This window comes from Curtobacterium sp. P97 (assembly GCF_023712445.1).
Lineage (GTDB): Bacteria > Actinomycetota > Actinomycetes > Actinomycetales > Microbacteriaceae > Curtobacterium.
On sequence record NZ_JAMAYF010000012.1, the window covers coordinates 25828 to 50320 of the forward strand.

Annotated in this window: 29 protein-coding genes and 2 pseudogenes; 12 read left to right on the forward strand and 19 right to left on the reverse strand. The window is 67.5% G+C overall.

What is annotated here, in order from left to right:
- Positions 1-37 precede the first annotated feature (37 nt).
- The 3 genes and pseudogenes from M3677_RS13290 to M3677_RS13300 form a co-directional block, all read left to right on the forward strand.
- A complete protein-coding gene (locus tag M3677_RS13290; RefSeq protein WP_251160785.1) occupies positions 38-640 on the forward strand; it encodes a recombinase family protein in 603 nt (200 codons plus the stop codon).
- A gap of 6 nt (positions 641-646) precedes the next feature.
- A pseudogene (locus M3677_RS13295) lies at positions 647-838 on the forward strand (helix-turn-helix domain-containing protein); the annotation flags it as partial.
- 39 nt (positions 839-877) lie between these two features.
- A pseudogene (locus tag M3677_RS13300) lies at positions 878-1057 on the forward strand (AAA family ATPase); the annotation flags it as partial.
- Positions 1058-1148: 91 nt separating this feature from the next.
- On the opposite strand, the gene M3677_RS13305 reads toward M3677_RS13300, so the two are convergent.
- Positions 1149-1718: a GNAT family N-acetyltransferase gene (locus M3677_RS13305; protein WP_251160786.1), complete on the reverse strand. Its 570-nt coding sequence runs from the start codon at positions 1716-1718 to the stop codon at positions 1149-1151.
- A gap of 95 nt (positions 1719-1813) precedes the next feature.
- Here M3677_RS13305 and M3677_RS13310 point away from each other — a divergent pair, with 95 nt between their 5' ends.
- On the forward strand, positions 1814-2380 hold the full coding sequence (locus tag M3677_RS13310; RefSeq protein ID WP_251160787.1) for a histidine phosphatase family protein: 567 nt from the start codon (positions 1814-1816) through the stop codon (positions 2378-2380).
- Between the two features lie 201 nt (positions 2381-2581).
- Positions 2582-3424: an alpha/beta fold hydrolase gene (locus M3677_RS13315; protein ID WP_251160788.1), complete on the forward strand. Its 843-nt coding sequence runs from the start codon at positions 2582-2584 to the stop codon at positions 3422-3424.
- A gap of 219 nt (positions 3425-3643) precedes the next feature.
- Here the strand turns inward: M3677_RS13315 and M3677_RS13320 are convergent, their stop codons facing one another.
- The 3 genes from M3677_RS13320 to M3677_RS13330 form a co-directional block, all read right to left on the reverse strand.
- Positions 3644-4291, reverse strand: coding sequence for a hypothetical protein (locus M3677_RS13320; protein ID WP_251160789.1), 648 nt, complete (start codon positions 4289-4291; stop codon positions 3644-3646).
- Positions 4292-4361: 70 nt separating this feature from the next.
- Entirely contained in the window at positions 4362-5333 is a 972-nt protein-coding gene (locus tag M3677_RS13325; RefSeq protein ID WP_251160790.1) for a hypothetical protein, read from the reverse strand.
- On the reverse strand, positions 5330-5701 hold the full coding sequence (locus tag M3677_RS13330) for a PadR family transcriptional regulator (RefSeq protein ID WP_251160791.1): 372 nt from the start codon (positions 5699-5701) through the stop codon (positions 5330-5332). The genes M3677_RS13325 and M3677_RS13330 overlap by 4 nt, the downstream gene beginning before the upstream one ends.
- 178 nt (positions 5702-5879) lie before the next feature.
- Here M3677_RS13330 and M3677_RS13335 point away from each other — a divergent pair, with 178 nt between their 5' ends.
- Together M3677_RS13335 and M3677_RS13340 are read left to right on the forward strand one after the other, a co-directional pair.
- Positions 5880-6851: a phosphotransferase gene (locus M3677_RS13335; RefSeq protein ID WP_251160792.1), complete on the forward strand. Its 972-nt coding sequence runs from the start codon at positions 5880-5882 to the stop codon at positions 6849-6851.
- A 64-nt stretch (positions 6852-6915) separates the two neighbouring features.
- On the forward strand, positions 6916-7056 hold the full coding sequence (locus M3677_RS13340; RefSeq protein WP_251160793.1) for a hypothetical protein: 141 nt from the start codon (positions 6916-6918) through the stop codon (positions 7054-7056).
- A gap of 36 nt (positions 7057-7092) precedes the next feature.
- Here the strand turns inward: M3677_RS13340 and M3677_RS13345 are convergent, their stop codons facing one another.
- From M3677_RS13345 to M3677_RS13370, 6 genes are all read right to left on the reverse strand, one after another.
- The gene (locus M3677_RS13345; RefSeq protein ID WP_251160794.1) at positions 7093-7995 is read right to left on the reverse strand and encodes an arginase family protein; all 903 of its coding nucleotides are present in this window, start codon (positions 7993-7995) and stop codon (positions 7093-7095) included.
- Positions 7996-8193: 198 nt separating this feature from the next.
- Positions 8194-9006 carry an AAA family ATPase gene (locus M3677_RS13350; RefSeq protein ID WP_251160795.1) on the reverse strand — a complete coding sequence of 271 codons (813 nt, stop codon included), beginning with the start codon at positions 9004-9006 and terminating at the stop codon, positions 8194-8196.
- On the reverse strand, positions 9003-10397 hold the full coding sequence (locus M3677_RS13355; RefSeq protein ID WP_251160796.1) for a Mu transposase C-terminal domain-containing protein: 1395 nt from the start codon (positions 10395-10397) through the stop codon (positions 9003-9005). Before M3677_RS13355 ends, M3677_RS13350 begins: the two co-directional genes overlap by 4 nt.
- A gap of 6 nt (positions 10398-10403) precedes the next feature.
- Entirely contained in the window at positions 10404-11006 is a 603-nt protein-coding gene (locus M3677_RS13360) for a recombinase family protein (RefSeq protein ID WP_002857200.1), read from the reverse strand.
- 140 nt (positions 11007-11146) lie between these two features.
- Complete coding sequence (locus M3677_RS13365) at positions 11147-11731, reverse strand: uracil-DNA glycosylase family protein (protein ID WP_251160797.1); 585 nt, start codon at positions 11729-11731, stop codon at positions 11147-11149.
- On the reverse strand, positions 11728-12885 hold the full coding sequence (locus M3677_RS13370) for a TDT family transporter (RefSeq protein ID WP_251160798.1): 1158 nt from the start codon (positions 12883-12885) through the stop codon (positions 11728-11730). The genes M3677_RS13365 and M3677_RS13370 overlap by 4 nt, the downstream gene beginning before the upstream one ends.
- A gap of 70 nt (positions 12886-12955) precedes the next feature.
- Here M3677_RS13370 and M3677_RS13375 point away from each other — a divergent pair, with 70 nt between their 5' ends.
- A complete protein-coding gene (locus M3677_RS13375; protein ID WP_251160799.1) occupies positions 12956-13882 on the forward strand; it encodes a LysR family transcriptional regulator in 927 nt (308 codons plus the stop codon).
- Here M3677_RS13375 and eno read toward each other — a convergent pair.
- The 6 genes from eno to M3677_RS13405 form a co-directional block, all read right to left on the reverse strand.
- Positions 13867-15201, reverse strand: coding sequence for a phosphopyruvate hydratase (gene eno / locus M3677_RS13380; RefSeq protein ID WP_251160800.1), 1335 nt, complete (start codon positions 15199-15201; stop codon positions 13867-13869). The genes M3677_RS13375 and eno overlap by 16 nt on opposite strands.
- Before the next feature lie 142 nt (positions 15202-15343).
- Entirely contained in the window at positions 15344-15829 is a 486-nt protein-coding gene (locus tag M3677_RS13385) for an inorganic diphosphatase (RefSeq protein WP_251160801.1), read from the reverse strand.
- Positions 15830-15876: 47 nt separating this feature from the next.
- The gene (locus M3677_RS13390; RefSeq protein WP_251160802.1) at positions 15877-16248 is read right to left on the reverse strand and encodes a CrcB family protein; all 372 of its coding nucleotides are present in this window, start codon (positions 16246-16248) and stop codon (positions 15877-15879) included.
- Positions 16245-16748 (reverse strand): CrcB family protein, encoded by a 504-nt coding sequence (locus tag M3677_RS13395; protein WP_251160803.1) that lies wholly within the window; start codon positions 16746-16748, stop codon positions 16245-16247. The genes M3677_RS13390 and M3677_RS13395 overlap by 4 nt, the downstream gene beginning before the upstream one ends.
- The gene (locus M3677_RS13400; protein ID WP_251160804.1) at positions 16745-17491 is read right to left on the reverse strand and encodes a 2,3-diphosphoglycerate-dependent phosphoglycerate mutase; all 747 of its coding nucleotides are present in this window, start codon (positions 17489-17491) and stop codon (positions 16745-16747) included. Before M3677_RS13400 ends, M3677_RS13395 begins: the two co-directional genes overlap by 4 nt.
- The gene (locus M3677_RS13405) at positions 17488-17994 is read right to left on the reverse strand and encodes a universal stress protein (protein ID WP_175324845.1); all 507 of its coding nucleotides are present in this window, start codon (positions 17992-17994) and stop codon (positions 17488-17490) included. The genes M3677_RS13400 and M3677_RS13405 overlap by 4 nt, the downstream gene beginning before the upstream one ends.
- A 391-nt stretch (positions 17995-18385) precedes the next feature.
- Between M3677_RS13405 and M3677_RS13410 the strand changes: the two genes are divergently transcribed.
- A complete protein-coding gene (locus M3677_RS13410; RefSeq protein WP_251155648.1) occupies positions 18386-19570 on the forward strand; it encodes a permease in 1185 nt (394 codons plus the stop codon).
- A gap of 34 nt (positions 19571-19604) precedes the next feature.
- Here the strand turns inward: M3677_RS13410 and M3677_RS13415 are convergent, their stop codons facing one another.
- Positions 19605-20081: a DUF4396 domain-containing protein gene (locus M3677_RS13415; protein ID WP_251160805.1), complete on the reverse strand. Its 477-nt coding sequence runs from the start codon at positions 20079-20081 to the stop codon at positions 19605-19607.
- A gap of 228 nt (positions 20082-20309) precedes the next feature.
- Between M3677_RS13415 and M3677_RS13420 the strand changes: the two genes are divergently transcribed.
- The 3 genes from M3677_RS13420 (at position 20310) to M3677_RS13430 (ending at position 22565) form a co-directional block, all read left to right on the forward strand.
- Positions 20310-20762 carry a hypothetical protein gene (locus tag M3677_RS13420; protein WP_251155650.1) on the forward strand — a complete coding sequence of 151 codons (453 nt, stop codon included), beginning with the start codon at positions 20310-20312 and terminating at the stop codon, positions 20760-20762.
- A 107-nt stretch (positions 20763-20869) separates the two neighbouring features.
- Complete coding sequence (locus M3677_RS13425) at positions 20870-21466, forward strand: DUF305 domain-containing protein (RefSeq protein WP_251155651.1); 597 nt, start codon at positions 20870-20872, stop codon at positions 21464-21466.
- A 142-nt stretch (positions 21467-21608) separates the two neighbouring features.
- Positions 21609-22565: a peptidoglycan DD-metalloendopeptidase family protein gene (locus tag M3677_RS13430; RefSeq protein WP_251160806.1), complete on the forward strand. Its 957-nt coding sequence runs from the start codon at positions 21609-21611 to the stop codon at positions 22563-22565.
- A 78-nt stretch (positions 22566-22643) separates the two neighbouring features.
- Here the strand turns inward: M3677_RS13430 and M3677_RS13435 are convergent, their stop codons facing one another.
- Positions 22644-23567 carry a cytochrome c oxidase assembly protein gene (locus tag M3677_RS13435; protein WP_251160807.1) on the reverse strand — a complete coding sequence of 308 codons (924 nt, stop codon included), beginning with the start codon at positions 23565-23567 and terminating at the stop codon, positions 22644-22646.
- Positions 23568-23732: 165 nt separating this feature from the next.
- Positions 23733-24461, reverse strand: a complete 729-nt coding sequence (locus M3677_RS13440) for a cytochrome c biogenesis CcdA family protein (RefSeq protein WP_175325090.1) — start codon at positions 24459-24461, stop codon at positions 23733-23735.
- Between the last annotated feature and the right edge of the window lie 32 nt (positions 24462-24493).

A 24493-nucleotide genomic window follows, 5' to 3' on the forward strand; every position in this document is an offset into this window, starting at 1 on the left:
ACTACCCCTGCTGGTCGAGTTTCGCTACCTTTTTCGCATGGGTCACCTCCTCGGGTACGCGCGCGTGTCCACCATCGACCAGGACGCATCGCTGCAGATCGACGCGCTAGGCGCCGCCGGCTGCTACCGAGTGTTCGTCGACACCATGTCCGGGTCGCTCCAACACCGACCTGAACTCGACAAGCTCCTCGACCAGCTCCGCCCCGGCGACACCCTCGTCGTCTGGCGACTCGACCGCCTCGGTCGATCCATCCGGCACCTCATCGACCAGCTGCACGCACTCGCCGAGCGCGGGATCGGGTTCCGGTCACTCCAGGAGACCATCGACACCACCTCACCCGGCGGTCGGCTCGTGTTCCACGTCTTCGCCGCGCTGGCGGAGTTCGAACGGGACCTCATCAGGGAACGCACCAATGCCGGCCTCGCCGCCGCCCGAGCCCGCGGCCGCACCGGCGGCCGACCATCTCGCCTCTCCGCGGACCAGGTGCGCACCGCACGCCGGCTCTACGAACAGCAGGACATGACCGTCGCGCAGATCGGCAATGTCCTCGGCGTCAGCCGCACCACCATCTACCGGGCCATCGCCCGCCACAGCGAACCGATCATCGCCAGGCGGCCGAAGCCCTCACCGACGATGTAACCAGTCATGGACGCGAGCGAGCGGTGGCAGATCCTTCGACTACACGTCGACGACGCCATCCCGCTCGCTGCCCTCGCCCGCAGTACGGGTGTCAGCGAGCGCACCCTGCAACGCTGGCTCACCCGCTACCGCACCGGCGGGTACGTCGCCCTGGCCGACGGCACCCGGACCGATCGTGGCGTCCGACGGACGGCGCCGGAACTCCGGCACTTCGACCACGCACACGCCCCTAACCCGTCCCTGCTCGAGCTGATCATTATCGACGAGTCCGAACGCCTCACCGGGAACGCCATCGAGTGGCTGCGTGACCAGTACGATCGCACCGGCATCGCGATGATTCTCATCGGCATGCTCGACGTCATCACCAACGATGTCGTCGAAGCCGCGCGCAGCACCCTCGTCATCGGTACCACCTGACCGACCACCGATCGCCGCGAAAACGACGACACCGAGCGAAGCTGCTCACAGACGGAAGATCGACGTCAGGACCGTCTCAGTAGCCGATCGGCTATCGGACGGTCCGAGCGGCGGCCCACTCGCGGTCGAGCATCGCGTACTGGTAGCCGTCGACCCAGCCCAGGTCGGCGTGCCAGGAGTCCTCGATGCCGTGCTGCTCGCGTCGCATGCCGTTCTTTTCGAGGACGCGGGCGGAGGCGATGTTGTCGGCGTTACAGCTCGCGGTGACGCGCCGGAGCCGGAGCACGTCGAACGCTGCGGTCAGTAGGCCGCGTGCCAGGACTGTTCCCAGTCCCTGTCCGGCGAGGTCGGGTTGCAGCATATAACCGATGACGCCTTGCGTCGCCAGCGGCATATCGGGTTGTCCTAGGCCGTCGATGACGTCGAGGAAGCCCAGGCCAGCGAGCTGGCCGTCTAGCTCTGCGATGCAGGAGAAGTCGGTGTCGCTGTCGGGGATGCTGGCCCACTCCCTCGCGTAGGCGTCAGGATCGACGTGGGTGCGAAGCATGAACCGGTTGACGACTGGGTCGTTCCGCAGCGCGACGAGCTGGTCTGCATCCTCGGGCCGAGGATCGCGGAGGAGGAGGGCCCCGCTCTGAGCGGGCCACGGAGAAGTGCGCACCCTGTCATCCTCCCAAGAGTCAGTTTCAGTGACCGATCGGCTATCGAGACGGCCAGTCCATCGCTCTGTCGATGGAGTGACGCTACGGTGCGGACATGAGTCAACGGCTGCTCTACCTCACCCGGCATGGTGAGCAGGACCCCGCCCGGCCAGACGGCGGGCTGTCTCAGCGAGGTCGCGAGCAGGCCGAACTGCTCGGCCAGCGATTGTCAGGTGCTGATATCGGTCGTATCTACGAGAGCCCCCTCACTCGCGCAGCGGAGACGGCAAGCATCGTGTCGCGACATCTACCCGCGGCCGAGCGTCGCCTCTCTGACCTCGTGCGCGACCGCACCCCTGTTCCGTCAGTGGATCGTCGCCGTGAATACCCGCATCGCTGGTTGGCTTGGTTGGACGCTGTTCCTGCTGACGAGCGAGATGAGGACGCGCGTGCGCTTCGGCAAGCCTTCGAGTCGCTGTCGATCGAGTCCGACGCGGGCTCTACGGACCTCGTGGTGACTCACAATTTCGTGATCGGGTGGTTCGTCCGGGAAGTTCTCGACGCACCGTCCTGGCGCTGGATGGCTCTGCATCATGACAACTGCGCAGTAACTGCGATCCGGTGGGACGCAGATCGAGGCCCTTCCCTGGTGGCCTTCAACGACACCGGTCACCTTCGCTAGGCAAGGGTGGTGGGCAGGCTCGGCGGCCGATCGTCTATCGGACGCGGATGCACCCTTGCTACGGTGAGCATCACAAGACCTGAGGGGGTGAGTCCAGTTACTACGACAGTCCAATGGACGCGCCAGCATCAGGCTCCGTCGTCGCTCATCTGACAGCGACCTCAGTCAACTGCTGCGCGCCTGAGCCACGAAAGCGCACACATGCAGTCATTCACTTCGCCGCGCGTCGGCACTCTCACCTACACCCGCATCGGGCACGGGGAACCCGTGATCTGTATCCCCGGCGGTCCGCTCCTACCAGCCGACTACCTAGAGGACCTCGGCGGGTTGAGCCAGCACGCCGAACTCATCCTGTTCAACTTGCCCGGGGCTCTGCCTGGCGTCGTAACCGATGCTGCTGCTCTCCGATGCGACCTCATCGTCCAAGACCTCGAAGCCCTCCGACAGTATCTCGCGCTCGATCGCGTCACACTCCTTGGTCATTCGGCGGGCGCGAACATCGTCGCTCGGTACGCCGAGCGGTACGGCGAGCACGTGAAGCGCCTCGTTCTCGTCGCCCCGAGCACACGTGCCGTCGGACTCAACATCTCTGACGCCGACCGCTCCGCGGTCGCGCGCCTACGAGCCGGAGAGTCCTGGTATGCCGAGGCCGCCGCAGCGCTCGCCCGCATCCAAGCCGACGAAGCCACGGACACTGACTGGAACGCGATTGCCCCGTTCACATACGGGCGGTGGAACGACGGTGTGGCTCAGTATGAGGCCGCAATGAACACCGCTAGGAACCCGCGTGCCGCCGCCGCCTTCGGGGCTGACGGCGCATTCGATCCACCGACCACGCGGGAAGCTCTTGCTGAGCTGCGCGCGCCAGTGACAGTCATCGCCGGCGGCGTCGACGTGGGCCTGCCGCTGCCGGTCATGCAGCAGCTCGTCGACTTGTTCCCGCACGCGACCCTCCGAGTTCAGGACGGGGCAGGACACTTCCCGTGGGTCGATGATCCGCACGCTTTCGTAGAGTCCGCGCGTACGGCCCTGCTGAGTCGGTGACTTCGGTGGCCGGGTCCGAGGGGCCCGGCCACCCATCGGCTATCGGACACTTCTAAGCTCGGGGCATGGGGATGAACAAGGATCAGCGACTGGCCGCGATCATCGGGGGCGTGGTGGCGGTGGTTGCGGGTTGCTCTGTGGCCGTTGCGGGGGCTCTCGGCCTATTCGGTTCGTAGTCGACCTGCCTCACCGACCGATGAACTGTTGGACGGCGGGCACCTAGCTCGATGGTGTGACGATCGCTGTCAGCCCGCTCCAATCGGGCTCGTAGTCCGACTCGATCAGTGCACGACGCTCGCTGTAGAACTTCGCCACTCGCACTGTCAGATCTGGCGTTGGGGCAGTGGGCAACAGCGCCAGCGCCTCCGTGGCAACGACGTCGGTGGGTGTTCCCGACCGGTGATGCCCGCTGCCGCTCTGCCGATCCGCCAGGACCATGCTGTGAACGAGGGCTTCACGGACCACCCCGAGGGTGAGGTGCAGCCCGATGACGTTCGCACCCCGACCGAAGCGTGCCGCCGCGAGGGCAAGGTCGAACCGCACAGCGTTGTCGACGGGCGGCGGCGGAAGCGTGAGCATTGCGCCACGCACCGCCAAGTCGCAGCGGCGACCGTCCCGCAGCACCGCGCGAACCCGCTGCACCGCGCGAACCCGCTGCACATCGTCATCGAGACTGCTTTGCCACGCCCATAGTTCAGCTCCGAGGAGCAGTCGGCCCTCGACGTCTGCGGAGAGATCGACCTCAGCGTCAAGGTCGCTCCACCGATCGAGTTCCGAGGGTGTGGGCACGGAACCGTACGGCCGCACCGCATCTACGGCCGGGCTCGCGACACCGAGCTGATCGAGAAGCGCCTGCTGCCACTGCATCCCCGCACACTACGAGAACACCGTCCCGATAGCCGATCGATCATCGGACGGTCTACTGAGGTCGGTGGCTTCAAGCTCGTGTGGGCGCGTCCCTTGTGCCTCGCCGGATCATTCTCGTGCGCACTTGCTGCAACGCGAAGAGGCAGAGTGCGACCGAGCCGATCGCCATCACGAACGAGTCGGCTTCCTCGCCGGCGAACACTTTCAGTGTCACAGTCGCTGCGGCCGCCCACGGGAGCCAGGCGACGGCGATCGCCGCAGCCAGGACCGTCCGCCGCTGAGCAAGGAGGACGAGGACGCTGACGAGGACGATTCCTCCAGCTGATGCCAGCACCCAGGGAGCGAGCGCGATGCTCCACCAGCCGGCATCTCCGACGAATTGTGTCTCCCACGGACGCGCAGTGGGGAGTCGCAGGAAACCGAAGAGCGCCGACGCAATCCCGACGAAGCCGAACGCGGCAAGGCTTGGGAGTCTGCGGCGTGGATCGCCGATGGAGGCGAAGATGACCAGCAACGCGACGAACACGACGGTGGTTGAGCCAGGTCCGTTCCAGTTTCCAGTTGCCGAGCGAAGCAGGGCTGCGCTGACTACTCCGAGCAACGCCACAACCCCGATCGCATGGGTAAGTACCCGCGACCCGGCGACGGCCGCGACGAACATGAGCAGCACAGGCGCGATGAACAGTGGCGCGGCGTTCAGGAACGGCCCGAAGAGTGGAACGTTGTCGGGGATGGTGCCCCTGTCGAAGCCTTGCGGCCATGAGACGAAGAAGAAGTACGTCAGCGTGAACGCGGCGGCAGCTCCGACCGAGATAGACGCCACGAGTGCCCGCACGTCCTGCGGGCACACGACGTTGATCCACTCCGCCAGCCCTCGTCCACGAAGGTCGGCGAGCTCGCCGGTGGCCGGGGCGGTTCGGCCTTCATTGTCCGCGACGTCGAGGAGGACCCCGACCATCGCCTCGCCGAATCGGCGTCGCCACTTCGGCGGGTACCAGCGCACCGCTGCCCGGTACTGCTCTTCCAGGTTCGTGCTGGTCATGCGATGCCTCCACGAGCAATGAACGCTGAACCGGTGACGTGCCCGGTCTTGAAGCCCTGCATGCGCCGGCGCGCCGCGCTCGCGTTCGCTTCGAGTCGGCGCACCTCGCTCTCGAGAGCGTCTCCACCCGCGGGTGTCATCTCGAAGTACTTCCGCAGGCGACCATCGACAACTTCCTCTCCGGCTTCTTGCACCAACCCCTGATCGAGAAGACGGCCGAGCACCGCGTACAACGTGCCGACCTTCAACCGAACCCGGCCGTCCGAGATTGACTCCGCTTCCGCGATCAGGGCGTACCCGTGCGCCCGACCCCCCGCCAGCGCCGTCAGCACCAGCAGTGTCGGCTCTCGCATCTCACCGCTACTCATGCCGTCATAATACTCATTCGATCAGAGTATTTGGAAGCGCAGCTCATACGAACCTTGCGCCGTCCATAGCCGTTCGGGTTCTGAGGCTCTGACATGAACTCGGAAGCAGGCGGGTCAGACAAGGCAAGATTGAGTGGGGTGTCGGGCTCGATGCCTGGCTCTTGATGCAGGGGGATCAATGACGATCGAGATGTTGTGGGCGCAGGACGACCCGACTGAAGTGCTCCGAGACCGTTTCGGCTTCGCCAATGCGGAGGCGGTGGGCGATTGGGCCACCTCGACCGTCGAGCGCCATTGGGGTCTCCGTGTCGGGTCCCCGGAGCGGGTCGTGATCAGCGACAGCAACGCACTTGCATGGTTGCGATCCGGCGACGAACGGCTCCTGTTGAAGTGGTCGGTCGCACCTGACCGGTTCGATCGGCTCGCGTTCGCCGCCACGGTCACCGCTTCGCTCGGAGCACTCGGACTACCCGTGTCGACACCGGTACCGACCCTCGCGGATGAGGTTCAGGTGACGAGCGATCGTGTCTCGATGGGACTGCAACGCGTCATTGAGGGCAGCCACCTCAATGTCGAGGACCCTGATCAGGTTCGTGCAGCGGGAGCGATGCTCGCACGGCTGCACGATGCGCTGCACGAGCACCCCTTGCGCAACTCGCCATCCGAGTTCCTGTCCGTACCGGCACCACTCACCGAGCAGATCGCAGGCTGGGTCTCCTCCAACCCGTCGACGCTGTCCCCGGACGCACGGGACGTCCTCGGGCGGATGCTCAAACAAGCGTCGGCAAACCTCCCGTCTGTACAGATCGTGCAGGGCGACTACCGCGCAGCAAACATCCTGTGCGTCGGCAGCGCTGTCGTCGGCGTTCTCGACTTCGAGGAGCTCCGGCTCGATCACCGAATCGTCGAGCTCGCTCGTTCGGCGGTCATGCTCGGCACGCTCTTCCGCGACTGGGGGCCCGTCTCAGCTTCCGTTCGGCAGCAGTTCCTGGACGGCTACCAAACGGTCCAAGCTCTCACCGATGCGGAACGTCAGTGGTGGCCGGTCCTCGTGCTCTGGTACTCGCTCGCACTCGTGCCTCCCGGCGACGACCCGATGGGGTGGGGTCAAGCCGCAATCGACGTACTCGACGAGCAGACGGCGAGGTAGGAAAACGCAGTCTCGTTAGCCGATCGGTTATCGGACGGCGATGGCGGTTCGCTACCGTGAGCGTATGAGCAATGAAGGACAGCGAGAGCGACGCAACCCGTGGTGGGCTGTCGCCCTCGTGTTCATGTTCGGCGGGGTCCTGTCGCTCGTCGCTGGCCGGATGCTCCCTTGGCAGGACCAGGACCGTCAGGACCCCGATTACTGAGTGGGAGTCCGCCAGGCCATCCGCTACCGGACGTCGCTACCGCAACTCGCTGCCGAGGTCACCAAGGCTGACCGTGAGAATGTCCGTCAAGAGGAGCGCGTACGTGCCATCGGGGTCGAGGTCCGGGTCATAGACCGTGATCGACGCACCGATAGCGCGAGGTGCGAGCCCGCGAAGCAGCTCGATTAGTTCCTCGGGCGTGCAGCCGCCCGGGTCAGGACTGTCCACGGCAGGCATCACGGTTGCGTCGAGCACGTCGACGTCGACCTGCAACCAGTAGCCAGCAGCACCCGCAGTCGTTCGCAGGACGTCGACGACGGCAGCAGTACCGCGACCGCTCCACTCCGAGGTCGGGACGACCGCACCGACCACGCGGCGAACCTCCGCCAGTTCGGCGTCGTCATCGCGGCAGCCGACGTGGGCGGTCCGTGCGGGGTCGAAGTACGGGGCGGCACCGTCGATGTCAGACACAGATGGCCAGTGGGACCCAACTGCAGCGGCCAGGTCCTCCCCCGCGACACTCGCGCACTCGTCACTGTTGCCCGGGTGCCGGAAGTCGGTGTGCCCGTCCACGTGCACCAGCCCGACACCGCCCCGTCGCTTCATTGCAAGACCCGCGCCGAGGAGCACGCTGCAATCTCCGCCGATGACCAACGGCGCTGCACCGGTTGCCAGTACCGCGTCGATGCGGTCCGCGAGCCGCCGCGCGTGATCAATCATCGCGCCCTCGTTTCGCACGACGCCCGGGATGCGGGTCGCGTCGTCGTCGACGTACCGGCCAGGAAGGACCACGCCGGCGTCGGTGGCTCCCTGCTCCACGAGCCGGCGGTAGAGACCTGCTTCGCGAAGCGCCTCGGGTGCTTTCGCCGCTCCGGGAACCGCACCCGGCTCTGGTGGCCGCAGGCCGAGGTTCGTCGGGGCCGAAACAAGCGCGATCATCCGACCGAGTCTGACAGAACGACTCCGCGTCTCCTCGCGAAGCTAAGTGGATACGACGGCACACCGCGGCAAGAGGCGTCCGATTGGCGGTCGTCAACCGGACGCTCGGGCACTTCGACGCGGTCCGCAGCAATCTGCGCCGATGAACTGTGAGCAGCCGCGCTCTGTGTCGTCCTTCTCGCTGCGATCGGTGTCGGGTCAGGTGGTGCCGATGACGAGGGTGCTGCGGGCGGCTTCGACGACGTCGTTGGTGATGACGTCGAGCTCGTTGATCTTCAGAACGCGTTGGATCTGCGGGAGGAGGCGCTCGAGGAGCCGGAAGTTGCCGCGGGTGATGCGTTCGACGGCGGCGATGGCTTGCGCGTCGGTGAAGTCGTCGGGGTCGATTGTCTTGCCGAGCTTGCGCCATTGACGTTCGAGGACGAAGAGCAGCTCGTCGTGGCCGAGCGGACGGTACTGGTGGGCGAAACCGAGGCGGCTGTAGAGCTGCGGGTAGTGGGTGAACTGCTTCTCGATGCCGGGCATGCCGATCAGGATCATCGCGATCCCGGTGCGGTCGTACTGGTCACGCAGCCACTCGATCGCGTTGCCGGTGAGGCGTTCGGACTCATCGATGATGATCAGCTCGAGCAGTGACGGGTTGGGGCCGTGCGCGTGGTCGACGTGGCCGCCGTGGAGGACGAGGTGTTCCTCGATGCAGCGTTCGGTGCGGACCATGTCGTGCCGGAGGTCCTCTTGCAGGGCGCGCATCGTCGCGGAGACCTCGGGCGTGTAGAAGACGGTCCGTGCGCGGTGGGCCGCGGCGTAGATCTTGGTGTCGTCTTCACTGCGTGCGGCCCACCTGGCGATAAACGGGCCGATACTGTCCCAGTGCGCGTAGCGGCGCGCTGAGAGGGTCTTGCCGACGCCGGCGGGCCCGAAGCAGACGCCGATGGTGTTCTGCTTCCGGACCGCGTCGGCAAACTCCGCGAACCGGCGGTGCTCCTTGGTGACGATGAACTGGCTCGTCATGACCGGTCCTCCTCGTAGGTCTTCAGTCGCGGCCGATCCGTCTCGACGGCTGGCGGTGTGGTGGTGTCGTCGAGTTTGGGATTGACGATCGCGATGCGTTCGTGGATCTGCCCGCGTAAAGCCCGGCGCTGAGCGTTCCTGGCGGCTTGGATCTGCTTGAGGCTGATCGTCTCGGTCTGGTGCTCGGTGCTGATCGCGGTGCAGAGGAACACGTCGCGGTGGAATACGCGGATCTCGGTGACGTCGCGTGGGTCGTACCGGACACTCACGGTGCTACCGACGAACGGCGCGAGAGTGGCCGCGGTGTAGCGGAGGCCCTCGAAGTGGATGCCATCGCGCTGCACGACCCGCGTCGTGGGGACGGTGAGCAGGAACCCGTCGAGCTGTTCAAGGGACTCCGGGAGCCGTGGCAGCCACCCGTCTGCAATCCACGCGTGCAGTGGGCTCGTCCGGAGCTCACGGTGGGAGCGGGCGTTGTAGCTGCGGATGAACGTGCTGATGGCACTGTCGACGCCGCCGAGATCCAGCGCCGGCGTCGGCGCCGAGGATCCGGCTGCGAGGTGGCCGGGGAGCGTTGGGAGCAGTTCGGTGTTGATCGTGCCGAAGAACCGCTCGATCTTCCCGCGCCCCTGGGGCCGGGCGACCTGCGAGTGGATGATGCGGAGGTGCAGCACAGCCGCGGTGTCGCCGAGACGATGGCTGGTGAAGTCGGACCCGTGGTCCGTGTAGAGCACGTCCGGGATCCCGCAGACGGGCCAGTCCGGTTCCGGCTTGTGCCAGATCGCTTGGCGCAGCGCGAGCGCGGTGTTCGCCGCTGACGGGGCACCGAGGAACACCATGTACCCGCAGATCGCGCGGGAGTAGTCGTCGAGGATCACCGTCAACCACGGTCGTGCGGGCTTGCCGTCGGGCCCGACGGTGAGCAGGTCAAGCATCGTGTGGTCCGCCTGCCAGATCGCGTTCGGGCGGTCCGCGCGACGTCGGAGCAGTAGCTCGTGTTTGTCACGGTATGACGCTGGCCCCTCGAGTGCGAGCGTCACCATTCCGGGATCGAGCCCGTTCACGATCGACCGCACGGCGGAGTACGACGGCGACGGCAGTCCCCGTTCAGCGCAGTGGACGCCAACCTGACGGTGAATGGTGGCGATCGACGGCCGCGGCTTGGTGAGCGCAAGCCCTTCGACCAGGCGGACGAGTTCCGGTGCTGTGCGTCGGACGCCATGGTCGGCGCGAGCGTCGTCGGCGAGGGCGGCATATCCGCCTGTCCGGTAGCGGGCGAGCCAGCGTTGCAGGGTGCGCTCGGTGACGCCCGTGCTGCGGGCCAGGGTGGCAAGCGGGATTGCGTCCTCGACGTGCAGTCGAAGGATTCGCCACCGCTCGCTCGCGTCCATGACCGGCTACATCGTCGGTGAGGGCTTTGCGCGTCGGCGGGCGACGGGTTCGGCGTGCTTCGCGAGCGTCCGGTAGATGGTGGTGCGGCTGACGCCGAGGACATCGCCGATCTGCGCGACGGTCATGTCCTGCTGTTCGTAGAGCCGGCGTGCGGTGCGCACCTGGTCCGCGGAGAGCCGAGATGGTCGGCCTCCGGTGCGGCCGCGGGCTCGGGCGGCGGCGAGGCCGGCGTTGGTGCGTTCCTTGATGAGGTCCCGTTCGAACTCTGCCAGCGCAGCGAAGACGTGGAACACAAGCCGGCCACCGGGTGAGGTGGTGTCGATGGTCTCCTGCAGCGACCGGAACCCGATGCCGCGTTCGGCGAGTGCGTGCAGCTGGTCGATGAGGTGCCGGATGGATCGACCGAGCCGGTCGAGTCGCCAGACGACGAGAGTGTCGCCGGGGCGGAGCTGGTCGAGGAGCTTGTCGAGCTCGGGCCGGTGTTGCAGCGACCCGGACATGGTGTCGACGAACACGCGGTAGCAGCCGGCGGCGCCTAGCGCGTCGATCTGTAGCGACGCGTCCTGGTCGGTGGTGGACACGCGCGCGTACCCGAGGAGGTGACCCATGGAGAGAACGTAGCGAAACTCGACCAGGAGGGGTAGTGGCGGCACGTAGATTCCGGGATTGGGTTCCGTTACAAGACACGCCGCCTCACACGCTGCCGAACCGTCGGCACGGGCAGTTGTAGCGGAATCGTTCGTATTTGCTACAGCCGGTGAGTCAGCGCCGCAAGCCGGAGCGCTTGGACGGAACGTCGTTGTTGTTCCGCGCGATGGCGGCCGTTGGCCGGAGAGGGGTGTGGTGCCGCGATGACGGGTACGAGTCGGGGGTGCTCGTCCAGGGTGAGGTGCCGCATGACTCCGTCGAGGGCGGCGGTCCCGTACGTGACGATGGCATCGAGCACGGGGAGCACCTCGAGCAGAGTTTCGAGGGCGTGTCGCCCCTCGTCGATGTCCACAGGTCGGACGCGGCCGAGAATCTCCCACGGGATGAGGTTCCAGCGGAGGTAGTCGTTGCGTGCGAGTCCGGACTCGATGCGGGCTGCGCGGAACGCGGCCGCGGTCGGGCCCGGGTTGTCCTCGCTGCAGATCGCCGTGTGCGCTGCGGCGATGGTCTGGGGGCCGGGTGACTGCATGAGGACCAGGACGCGGCTGGATGTGCCGCCGGATCTCGGGTCGAAGTTCGGGACGAACCGCCGTGAGCCGTCGGGTGCGGTGCGCCATGCCTCGGCGAGGGCGTTCAGGGATCGAACGTCCGCGACCTCGTCCGCGAGTTCGTCGGGGGTGTTCATGCCGGCTGTGGTGGTGCGAGGAGGGCGCCGCGGATGACGGAGCCGTGGAAGGTGCGGACGGCGACGGTGATCCATGCGGCGACGAGGCCGGCGTAGTAGACGACTGCGAGGACGGCGACGACGGTGAGTCCGGAGTGCAGGGCCAGGCCGTTCAGGCCGGTGACGCAGGTGCCGACGGGGAACGTGAATGACCACCAGGTCAGGCTGAACGGCAGGTGTTCGCGGGCGGTGCGGATGGTGATGGCGAGGGCGATGACGGTCCACAGCAGCGCGAAGCCGAGCATCGCGAACCCGTACACCAACGCCACGACCAGCAGGGCGTGGGCGGTGGAGGCGTCGACGGCGGTGGGGGCGTTCGATGCGAGGAGGTTCACTGCGGTGATGGACTGGCCGACGGGTCCGAGGACGATCCACAGGGTCGGGACCATGCCGGCGGCGCCGACCTTGTGTTGCGCGAGTCGGCTCCAGATCAGCGTGATCACGACCAGGGACGTGATGAGGCTGAGGCCGAAGAAGCCGTAGCAGGACCACAGCAGGGTTTCGCGCGCCTGACCGGCGGGGGCGTAGGGCAGGAGGAGTGCGCCGGTGGAGGCGGACACCATCGGCGGGACGATCGGCATGAGCCAACCCCCGAACGCGGAGTCGGGCTTGTTCTCGTGGCGGGTGAACGCCAGGTACGGCACCAGGACCGCGGTGAGCAGGCCGCCGATGGTGCCGATGCTCCAGAGGACCCAGTCGATGGTGACGGCGGCGGGGAGGCCGATCCAGTCCTTGCCGAGGAGGATGGTGCCGGCGCCGACGGTGAGGAACGCCATCGGCGGTGCGCCGTAGAAGTGCGAGATCACCGGGTGGAGGTGGTGCTTCGCTGCGGTACTCCGGTACCGGACCCAGTGAAGGACCGTCGCGACCGTGAGGGCGACGAGCAGCACCGCTGCGATCGCCCACACGATCGTCGCCGCCGTGCGGAGGCCCGGGAACTGCAGCGGCAGTGATGCAGCGGCGACGGCGACGATCCCGGTGCCCATGATCGACGCGAACCAGTTCGGGGTCAGGTTCGACACGATAAGGCCCGGCCGCTCCAGCTCCCGGAACAGCCGCCGGTCTCGCGCACCGTGCTCGGAAGCTGCGGGTGCGTGGGCGAAGTGAGCGGACATGTACTAAGCGTGCGCGTGTGCCCCGTGGTTCGGGAACGGCGAACTCGTTGGCAGGGCACAATGGTCGTTTGTGGCACTGCGGCGGTTGACGGACCGGACTCTGGACCTCGACACTCTCGAGCTCCTCGTCCGCGTCGCGGATACCGGTTCGTTGACCCGCGCGGCGGACGTGTTGGGGGTGACGCAGCAGGCGGTGTCGGCGCGCCTGCGTGCCGCGGAGCAGGCGATCGGTCAGCCGCTGGCGCGCCGGACGGCATCAGGGACCGCGATGACCGACGCAGGCCGAGTGGTGCTCGGTCTGGCTGTTCCGGTGTTGGAAGCCTCCCGTCGGCTCGAAGCAGGAGTCGCCGCGCTTCGAGAACCCGCGGGGTCCCTCGCCGTTGCAGCGTCGCAGACGATCGCCGAACTCCTGCTGCCCGCATGGTTGCTCGCCCACCGGGCTGCTGCGCCGGATGCGTCGGTGCGCTTGATCGCGGGGAACTCTGCTGCTGTGATGGACCTCGTCCGTTCCGGCGCTGCCGACGTCGGGTTCACGGAGACTCCTGCTGCGCCGGCTGATCTGTCATCGCTGGTGGTCGATGAGGACGAACTCGTGGTCGTCGTCGCTCCGCACCATCCGTGGGCAAGCGCTTCTGGCATTACCGCGGATGACCTCGCGGAGACGCCGCTGCTGCTGCGCGAGGAAGGGTCCGGAACCCGCGCCACGGTCGAGACGTGGCTCAACGATGCTGGGCTCCGCCCGGTCGCGCCAGCGGCGGTGCTCGAGACGACGGGCATCATCCGCGCCAACGCTCGAGCGGGCATTGCGCCCGCGGTGATGAGCCTCCGCACCGTCAGCAATGACCTCGAAGACGGTGCCCTCGTCCGGGTGCCGCTGCTCGGCCCGCCACTGATCCGGCCGCTGCGTGCGATCTGGTCGGGCCGCCCGGGGCCCGCTGTGACGGCGTTCCTGGACACCGTCCGCAGCTCGAGTACCGGTGGTCAGATCAGTCCGTAGGGCAGCTCCGGGTGCTGCTCGGCGATCTCGGTGAGCCGGTTGTACTTCGCGACGCGTTCCCCGCGGGCGAGTGCGCCGGACTTGAGCTGCCCGGTGCCGGTCCCGACGACGAGGTCCGCGATGAATGTATCCGTGGTCTCGCCGGAACGGTGCGACACCATGCTGGCCATCCCGACGCTGGTGGCGGTGGCGATCGCGCCGAGGGTTTGCGAGACGGTGCCGATCTGGTTCGGCTTGATCAGTGCCGCGTTCGTCAGCTGCTGCTCGCCGCCCTCGCGGATCCGCTGTGGGTCGGTGACGTAGAGGTCGTCGCCGACGATCTGGATCCGGTCGCCGAGTGCCGCTTGCATGCGGCGGAACCCCTCATGGTCGTCTTCCGCGAACCCGTCTTCGATGCTCCGGATCGGATATGCGTCGACCAGATGCCGGTAGTAGTCGACTAGCCCGTCCCGGTCGAGGCTGTCGTTGAGCACCCGGTAGGAGCCGTCGCCCTGGGAGAACTCGTTCGCGGCCGGATCGAGCGCGATCGCCACCTGATCGACGCCCGGCTCGTAGCCGGCGCTACGGATCGCAGCGACGAGCAGGTCGAGCGCTTCCTCGGGGGCGGCAATCGACGGTGCGAAGCCGCCCTCGTCGCCGAGGCCGAGGCTGCCGAACCGGTCCCGCACTAGGGCCGCGAGGGCGTGGTAGACGTCCGCGCCGACGCGGACGGCGTCGGCCATCGACGTCGCCGCGACGGGGGCGATCATGAACTCCTGGAAGTCCAACTTGTTCGCTGCGTGCGCGCCGCCGTTGAGGACGTTGAAGTGCGGCACCGGCATCCGCGGCGTCGAGCCGGTGATCTCGGCGATCCACTGCCAGAGCGACCGGTCCGCGGCGTGGGCGAGAGCTCGGGATGCGGCGATCGAGGTCGCGACGACGCTGTTCGCGCCGAGCCGGCGGTACCCGGTGGTGCCGTCGAGTTCGGCGAGGGCGGCGTCGATCTGCCCGATCGCCGACCACGACCGGCCGGTGAGGAGCCCTGAGATGTCGGTGTCGATCAGGTGGAGCGCCTGGGCGACGTCCCGGCCCCCGAACGCGGAACCGCCGTCACGGAGCTCGACGGCTTCGTGGGCGCCGGTGGATGCGCCCGCGGGGGCGTCCCCCGTGACGGTGCGGCCGTCGTCGAGCTCGAGGGACACGCGGACGGTCGGGTAGCCGCGGGAGTCGAGGATGCGGGCGCCGTGGACGGCGTCGATGGTGACGGGGTGGTCGTGGTGGGTGACGTACTCACCCTGATGGGCTCCGTGGTGGTGGATGCCGCTGATGTAGTCGTTCATGGTGACGCTCCTTCGGTTCGGTTCGGGTCATGCGTCGAGCGGGGGTGTGGTTGGAAGGGGAAGCCGCGGGGAGGCGGAGGGACGACCTGCTGGCGATCACTCGGCGCCAGTGCCTCCCCGTGGCAGTCTGTGGACCCGTGGGTCACGGGTGTCGGGTGTGGGCTTCCTGCGCGGTGCGAATGACGGCTTCGGCAGCAGCACGGTCGGCCCACCCGTTGGTGCTGACGTGCTTGCCGTGCTCGATCTCCTTGTAGTGGGAGAAGAAGTGCTCGATCTCCGCCAGCGTGTGCTCCGGCACGTCGGTGATGTCCTGCAGCTGCGCGAAGCGGTCGTCGTTGGCGGGGACGGTGAGGATCTTGTCGTCGCCGCCGTTTTCGTCGACCATGCGCAGCATCCCGACCGGCCGGACCGTGATGACGACGCCGGGGAACGTGGGACGGGGTAGGAGCACGAGGGCGTCGAGGGGGTCGCCGTCATCGCCGAGGGTGTTGTCGATGGAGCCGTAGTCCTGGGGGAACACCATGCTGGTGAACACCGCCCGGTCGAGCCGGATCCGGCCGGTGGCGTGGTCGACTTCGTACTTGTTGCCGCTACCGCGGGGAATCTCGATCGTGACGTCGAACAGCATGGATGCCTCCGGTTCTGGAGCGGGTGTGTGGTCCGTGGGCGGGGTGGTCACAGGGTGCCGCCGAGGAGGATGCCGGCGGTCGCGGCGGTGACGGAGACGACGAGCATTCCGAGACCGTTGATCGCGGCGGCGGTGATGCGGCCGCTGCGGGCGAGGCGGACGGTTTCGAAGCTGGCGGTGCTGAACGTGGTGTAGCCGCCCATCACCCCGGTGCCGAGGACGGCGACCGGCACCGCGCCGAGGTGGGTGGCGGCGCCGACGGTGATCCCCAGCAGCAGCGACCCGGTGATGTTGATCGTCAACGTGCCGACAGGGAGCCGGAACTCTCGGCCGGTGTTGATGAGCCCGTCGAGGAGGAACCGGCCGGCAGCGCCGGCACCGCCGCCGAGGGCGACGGCGAGGACCAGGAGCGGGCTCATGCTTCCTCCGTGCGGGGTCGGAACCAGCCGGCGACGACGAGACCGACCGCGGTCGCGATCGCGCCGGACAGGACGGTTAGGAGTGCGTAGCCGGTGCCGGCGAGGCCGTGCCCGTCGAGGAACAGGGCGGCGGTGGACTCGGCGAGGGTGCTGTAGGTGGTGAACCCGCCGAGGACCCCGGTGCCGAGGAGCAGCCGCAGCACGCGTCGGCGGCCGGCGTCGGGCCCGCGGTGCGCGAGCGCTTCCAACAGCACACCGAGGGCCAGCGCTCCGGTGATGTTGATCCAGAAGATCGACCAACTCGCCCCGCCTTGGGCGGGGAGCAGGCTACTGATGACGTCGCGGAGGGCAGTACCGGCTGCCCCACCGATGGCGACGAGGCCGACGTACCGCCACCGCAGATGCACCGGCCGCATGGTCGTTGCCGGGTCGGAGACGTCGACGTCGGGGTCGGGAGGGAGCTGGTCGTCGGGCATCGGGGTGTCCGTTCGGGTGGTCATGTTCCGCCTTCTGCCGCGATCAGCGCCGCGGCGTGCTGTGCTGCTACCGGATCGAGGAACGCCCCACCCCGAGGGACGAGAGCACCCGTCGGGGCGAGGTGGTACTGCACGGGTTGCCCGGTCGGCAGGTTGAGCTGCTCGAGCTCCGGGTCGGTGAGGTCGTCGATGCATGCGCAAAACGCACGGAGCGAGTTCCCGTGCGCGACGACGAGGACGCTCCGCACGGCCCGCAGCCTCGGCAGGAGTCGTTCCTGCAGGATGGGGCGGACCCGCTCGATGACGTCCGAGAGTGCCTCGGTGCGTCGGAGGGCGCCGTCGGGCAGGCCGTGCAGCGCGGAGCTCGACCGCAGTTCCTCCCATAGCTGCAGCGACATCGGTGGCGGTGTGCCGGTACGGGACCTGCGGAGCCGCATGTACTCGTCGTCACCGAGCCTGTAGCGGGCGTCGGTCTTCGTCATCCCGGTCAGGGCGCCGTAGTTGCGTTCGTTGAGCTGCCACACCGCTTCTGTGGGCAGCTGTGTCCCGAGGGCGTCGCAGACCAGTTCGGCGGTGCGGACGGCACGGCGCAGTGTGGAGGTGACCACGACGTCCGGCGTGATGTGGTTCGACCGGAGGAGCCATCCGGCTGCGGACGCTTGCCGTCGTCCGTGGGGCGTGAGCGGGACGTCGAGGAGCCCGGTGAAGGTGCCGGCTTCGTTCGCGGTGCTCTCCCCATGCCGCAGGAGCGTCAGCGTGCCAGTCACGGGGCTTCCGACGGGAGGAGGACGGTGGCGCCGACCGGGTCGTGCGGGACGACCAGCACCGGCCGGTGCTGCTGATGCGTCAGATGCGCGGCGACGGACCCGGTGAGCAGTTCCGCCATCCGGCGTCGGCCAGCCTGGGATCCGACGACGATCATCACCGCGTCACGTTCCTCAGCCACCGCAGCGAGTGCGTGACTCGGATCTCCGACCCGGGAGAGAATCTCGACGCCCACTGACCGCGCCGCAGCAAGACCGTGAATGACCCGCACGTCATCGTCGGGAAGCTGCTGCGGGTCGCTGTCCGCCGTGTCCGGGTCGATCGGTTCGATGATCTCCGACCCGTCCGCACGCATCCCCGCTGACAGCAGCGCCGGATCGACGACCACACACACCATCGGGGCGCTGAAGCGTTCAGCGACGGCAGCCGCGACACCGACGACGTCGTGCGCCTGCCCGGACTGCACACCGACGACGACAACACCGGCAGTGTTCGATTCGACCATGACATCTCCCTACCTCAGGCGTGCAGAAGCGCGACCAGCTGAGATAGGGACTGTTGTCGACGAGTGTCGAGGTTGGGTCCGGCAAGCCCCACTGCCGGGTCCGAAGACACCACCAGTATGCACCCACCACCCCATGCCCGCACCGACGATCTTCCGCACCTCGAGAACCGGTCCGCTTCGTGACGCGGGACGACAGGGAAAGAAGCTTGAAGGGCGACACTGAGCGGAGCTGCTCACAGCCGACGCGGACCGCCTCCGAGGGCCCAAGTGTCCGGTTGGGGATCGTCTAGTGAGACATCGTCTGCCTTGCGCGTGCGTGCTTTCACACGTTCGCGCCAATACCGAGATCGTTGCAGCGGAGCAAGGTTGAATTCCGACGAAGGAGGGTCCCGTGTTCGTGCTGCGAGGAGTTGGTGATGCGCTGGCGGCTGCTGGCTCGATGGGGTGGGAGATCCTCTGGCCCCTCGTGCTCGGCTTCACCCTGTCCGGCATCATCCAGGCGATCGTCCGTACGGATCAGATCACCAAGCTGATGCGCGACGACTCGCCACGCGCGATCAGTGTCGCGACCGGGCTTGGCGCCCTGTCATCGTCGTGCTCCTACGCCGCGGTCGCGCTCGCGCGGGCCCTGTTCCGGAAGGGTGCGAGCCTGAGCGCCGCGATGGCGTTCGAGGTTGCGTCGACGAACCTCGTTGTCGAGCTCGGGCTGATCCTGGCGTTCGTGATGGGGTGGCAGTTCACGGTCGCGGAGTTTGTCGGCGGGCCGATCATGATCATCCTCATCGCCCTCGGCTTCCGGCTCTGGATGCGCGGCAGGATCCTCGACGCCGCCCGTGAGCAGGCCGACAAGGGGCTCGCTGGGTCGATGGAGGGGCACGCGGCGATGGACATGTCGGTGCCGGGCGATCAGGGGTTCTGGCGACGGTTGTTCTCGAAGCCTGGGCTGACGAGCGTGTCGCAGTACTTCGTGATGGACTGGGCGTCCGTGCTCCGCGACATCATCATCGGTCTGCTCATCGCCGGCGCGTTCGATGCCTGGGTGCCGAAGGCTTGGCTGCAGGCGGTCTTCTTCGAGGGACATCCGACGTTGGCGTTCATCATCGACCCGATCATCGGGCCGGTGCTGGCGATGGTGAGCTTCGTCTGCTCCGTGGGGAACGTGCCCCTCGCGGCGGTGTTGTGGAACGGTGGGATCAGCTTCGGCGGGGTGGTCAGCTTCATCTTCGCGGACCTGATCATCATCCCGATCATCGTCATCTACCGGAAGTACTACGGCTGGAAGGCAGCCCTCCGGATCACCGGGATCTTCTACGGGGCGATGGTCCTCGCCGGCTACGCCGTCGAACTGCTGTTCACCCCGCTGGGCCTGATCCCTACGAACCGGCATCTGAGCATCGTGGCGACCTCTATCAGCTGGAACTACACCACCTGGCTCAACATCGTGTTCCTGCTGATCGCGTCGTTCCTGCTGGCCGTGTTCATCCGCAGCGGCTCCTGGTCGATGCTACGGATGATGAAGGGCGCACCCGACGACGGCGGCCACGACCACCCCGCACACGAACACTCACACGCCTGACCGCGCGCCGCGATCGAGTTGACTAGCGGACCGGTCACTGGTGGCCGTGGACGACGGCGTGGCCGAGGCCGCGGCTGATCATCCACCGGTTCACGGGCGTGGTGATCACGAATGCGATCGCGAGGGAGAACAGCAGCGCCGTCCAGAACAGCCAGTCGCTGAGCTGCGCGTCCATCGCGCCGGGGATCGCAACGATGACGGTGTTGTCGATCAGCTCCATGACCGCGATCGACACGGTGTCCGCGGCGAGAGCGACCTTGAACGCAGCGCCGAGGCTCAGACCCGACTTGATGACGCCGCGCATGGTGAGGGCGTAGCCGAAGATGAACGCGAGGACGATTGACAGGACGATCGTGCCGGCGTTGTGGAAGCCGGCAGCGGTGCCGATGACCATGCCGAGGACCTCACCGATCGCGCAGCCGGTGAGGCAGTGCAGCGTCGCTTGCGCAGCCATCGACCACGTCGTCGCCCCGTGCCCGCCGCTGTGGCCGGCGTGCTCGTCTCCGCTCATCTGATGGTGCTCGTGCGTGTCCATGCTGCTCCGATCTGGCGCGGTCGACGCCAACAGTTCACATATACCCCTAGGGGGTACCATGCGCTGTGACGCGAAACTCCACGCGATGTTCCCGGTTCGGCCGGTCGCGGCGGGTTCGGTGTGAATCCGGACACCAGGTTGCCGCCGCCGTTCGGGGTACCGCACCATAGAAGCGCTCCTCCGACCCGTCTGCTCGAAAGACTGATGCTCACCACCGCCACCTCCCCGCGTCGCCGGCTGCTGTTGCAGGCCACGGCGACGCTGGCGTTGCTGCTGCTGGTCGGGTTCACGGTCCTGATGCACACGATGGCCGGGCACACCGCCGGCCACGAGCACCCGATGGCTGCTCCCGCAGCCACCGCCGAGCACAGCCACGTCGCCGCCGGCCACACCGAGCACGCGGCTCCTGCGACTGCGGTGATGACCGTCCTCACCGATGCGGGCTGCGACAGCGGCCTGTGTGCGCTGATGTGCTCGCTGATGGGGATGGCGTGCGCGCTGACGATCGCCCTGTTCACGTGGGCGCTGCTGCGCGCACGGACCGGCGGCATCCTCTACCTGCTCGCGCGGCTTCTCGCGCTGGCTGACCGGCTGCCGCGCCGCATCGCGGCACCGAAACCGCCATCACTGACGGCGTTGCAGATCATCCGCATCTGATCCGCCCCCAGCGGGATCCCACCCCCGATGGGTGGCCTCCGCATGCCCAGAACCGGGAGGCGTCCGCCTGCCCGGAACGCCTGACGCATTCACGGGAACGGAAGATCATGCACACCACCACCACGCGCACGCTCGCGATCGCTGCCGCGCTGACCCTCGGCCTCACCCTCGCAGGCTGCTCCACCAGCAATAGCGGCTCCGACGCGGGCTCGTCGTCCTCGTCGACGTCGGCGGCGTCGGCGCACAACGACCAGGACGTGATGTTCGCGCAGATGATGCTGCCGCACCACAAGCAGGCCGTCGAGATGAGCGACATGCTCCTCGCCAAGGGCTCGGGCGTCGATACCGACGTCGCTGGACTCGCGAAGCAGATCAAGGCCGAGCAGTCCCCGGAGATCAACCAGCTCACCGGTTGGCTCAAGGGTTGGGGCGAGCCGGTCGAGTCGGAGCACTCCGGGATGGGGCACTCCATGTCCGGGATGATGTCCGACTCCGACATGACCGACCTCGACAAGGCGTCCGCGAAGGACGCCGGGAAGCTCTACCTCGAGCAGATGATCCAGCACCACAAGGGCGCCGTCGACATGGCCAAGACCGAAGTCGACAAGGGCAAGAACACCGACGCCGTCGCGATGGCGAAGTCGATCGTGTCCAGCCAGACCGAGCAGATCACCCAGATGCAGGACATGCTCGCGTCCCTCTAAAGCCCCGGCGTGGGTCGCGGCGGGCTCCCCCCTTTCCTGCCGCGGCCCACGACCGGCCCGCCCTCTCCTCCCTGCTCGACTTGCGTTCGGGTCACCCCTCCCGTTTCGGCCTGCCGGCCACCACCACTCTTGGAGCCTGCCCGTGCCTCAGCAGCATCCCCTGACCCCCGCCATTCCCGCACCCCGGACGCGCCGCGAAGCCCTCGCCGCCGAACGCTCCGCCTCAGCCCCGACCGCCAGCCGCACCCGAACCGCGACGATCACTGCCGCTGCCCAGCCGGCGCTGCGGCCGCTACCGACCGTCGCGGCTGCACCCGCAACACCGGTCCGCTCACTGCGGTCACGCGTTCTCGCCGCGGTCCCGATCACTGGTGCCGCGGCCGCGATGGCGCTGTTCACCGCTGCCGCGGCGCTGCCCGCGCAGGCGACGACCGGCTCCGCCGCAGTCGTGTCCAGTGTCGCTCCTGCCGCCGCCGGGCAGAGCTTCACCGCGTCCGGGCTGGCCCTCACGGTCGACCGCGATGGGTACACGATCACCAAGCCGGCCCCGAAGCCCGTGATCACCAAGACCGCACCCGCCTCGCAGGCCGCGCCAACGGGGGCCACACCGGCCTCGACGAAACAGAGCGTTCCCACGACCACGGGCGGCACGATCGTGAACACCGGAATCGGCGACATCCGATGGCCTGTCGCCGGAACTATCACCGTCAGCTCACCGTTCGGTCCGCGAAGCGCCCCATGCGCGACCTGCTCGTCGATTCACCAGGGCGCGGACCTCACCCCCGGCGCCGGCACCCCCATCGGAGCTGTCGCTGCCGGCACTGTCCGAGTGTCGACAACGCACCCCGAGTACGGGCAGTACGTCATCATCGACCACCAGATCGACGGTCGCCTCGTGTCCACCCTGTACGCGCACATGATATTCGGCTCCTCGCCGCTCCGACCAGGCGACATCGTCGCCGTCGGGCAGCTCGTCGGCCTCGTCGGCAACACCGGAGCGAGCACCGGCGCGCACCTGCACCTGCAGGTCATGCCCGGCGGCACCACACCCATCGACCCGATCCCGTGGCTCACCGCCAACGCCGGACGCACGCTGTAGCACCTAGCCCCAGCGGTGTCCAACCAGCCATCGGCTATTAAGACGGGTGGAGGGGGCGCCCTCGTATAACAATGCGAGTCAGCGCCCACTGCCTTGTCGGAGGCCTTGGAGGTAGGCGTTGTAGTTGTCGAGCTCAGTGTCTCCATGCCGGTCGGCTTCGCGAGTGGCGCGAGCGGCTTTTCGGGAGTCCTGTCGCTGCCAACGGATGATGCTGGCGAGCAGGATGATGGCGACCGGTAGCTCGCCGTACGTCCAGACCAGACCTCCGGCGAGTTGCTGATCGCGAAGTGCGGTGGTCTCGAACTCGGCGCTCGGCGAGGCGAATGTCGCCACAAGGGGTGCGCTGCTGAACATCAGGGTGAGCCCGAATGCGGCATGGATCTGCATCTCGACGAACGCATCGACGATGCGGATGACGTACGACGTGCGCCGGGGAAGTGGGTCAACGGTTGCGAGCGGCAGCATGATCACTGTGCCAAGAGCCACGAACGTCAGTTGGAGCGCGATTCGACCTGCTTCCGTGGAGAGAAGCGCATCCGCTGCCCCGGTGAGGTAGAGCCCGAAGAGGGGCACGACGAGCAGCGGCACGACTGCCAGCGGATGCAGGATCAGCCGGGCGAACGAGGATCGGAGAACGCCGACCGCCAGCCTGAGCACACGGCGGCCGAATCCGCGACGCGGCATGCCTCGCAGGAGCACCGTTCCCGGGGAACCGAGAATCAGCAGCGGCGGGACGATCAGCAGCAGAGTCAGCTGCTGGAACATGAACGCTGAGAGCAGCTCGCGGCTGTAGGTCTGGAGGCCGGTTGTCGTCGCTGTGAACATGACCGCGCACCCGAGGATGAACACCACGGCCCGACCGAGAGCTGGGGCACGCGGTCCGCGCCGGGCGTTGACGTACAGGACGAGGTAGGTCGTCGCTAGGAGAACAGCGACGACCGCTACGGGCGACAGCGGTCCCGTCGCCCAGGACCAGAGGACGTTCGAATCGAGACGGGGCATCGTTACAGTCGCTCCTGCTGTTCAACCGGGCAGCTCCGTCGAGCTCGTTCTCGGTGAACGCTGTCGGTGAGTGGCGGTTGCATCGTTTCCTCGTCTGCGGTGGTGACGGCTGATCGCGTTGAGTCGGCGACTCAGCGGGGGGAACTGGGTCGTCGTGGCTTGGTCTCAGATCGGCATCGTGGTTCCGGAGATGAGGGCTTGCATGGCGTACATGATGCGTGTCCATACGCCGGTGACCATGGCCGCGCCGGTGAGGATGAGGATCGCGCCGCCGATGATGTTGACCGCGCGGATGTGGGTGCGTAGGAACCGGACGGTGTTCTTCGCCCAGCCCAGTCCGGCTGCGATGAGGACGAACGGGATCCCGAGGCCGAGGCAGTAGGCCAGGCCGAGGAGTGCGCCCCGGCCCGCGGTGCCCGCGTCGAGGCTGAGTGCGGTGATGGTGGCGAGGGTGGGGCCGAAGCACGGGGTCCAGCCGAGACCGAAGGTCGCGCCGAGGAGCGGTGCGCTGGTGAGTCCCGTGGGTGGCCGCCAGGACGTCCGGACGGTGCGCTGCAGTGGGCGCAGTAACCCGATGAAGGCTGCTCCCATCACGATGACGATGACGCCGAGGAGCCTGATGATGAGGTCCTGCCATTGCACGAGCCAAGTACCGAGGGCGCCGAACAGTGCACCGTAGGCGATGAACACTATGCCGAATCCGGTGACGAACAGCAGCGCGCCGATGATGGTGCGTCTGGTCGTGGATGCGGCGACGGATCCGGTGACGTAGCCGAGGTAGCCCGGCACGAGTGGCAGCACGCACGGGGATGCGAAGGAGATCAGGCCGGCGAAGAGCGCGATCGGGATCGCTGCAATCATCTGCCCGCTGAAGACGGCTTCCTGCCAGTTCATCGTTCCAGCTCCTCACGTGGGCAGGCTGCGTC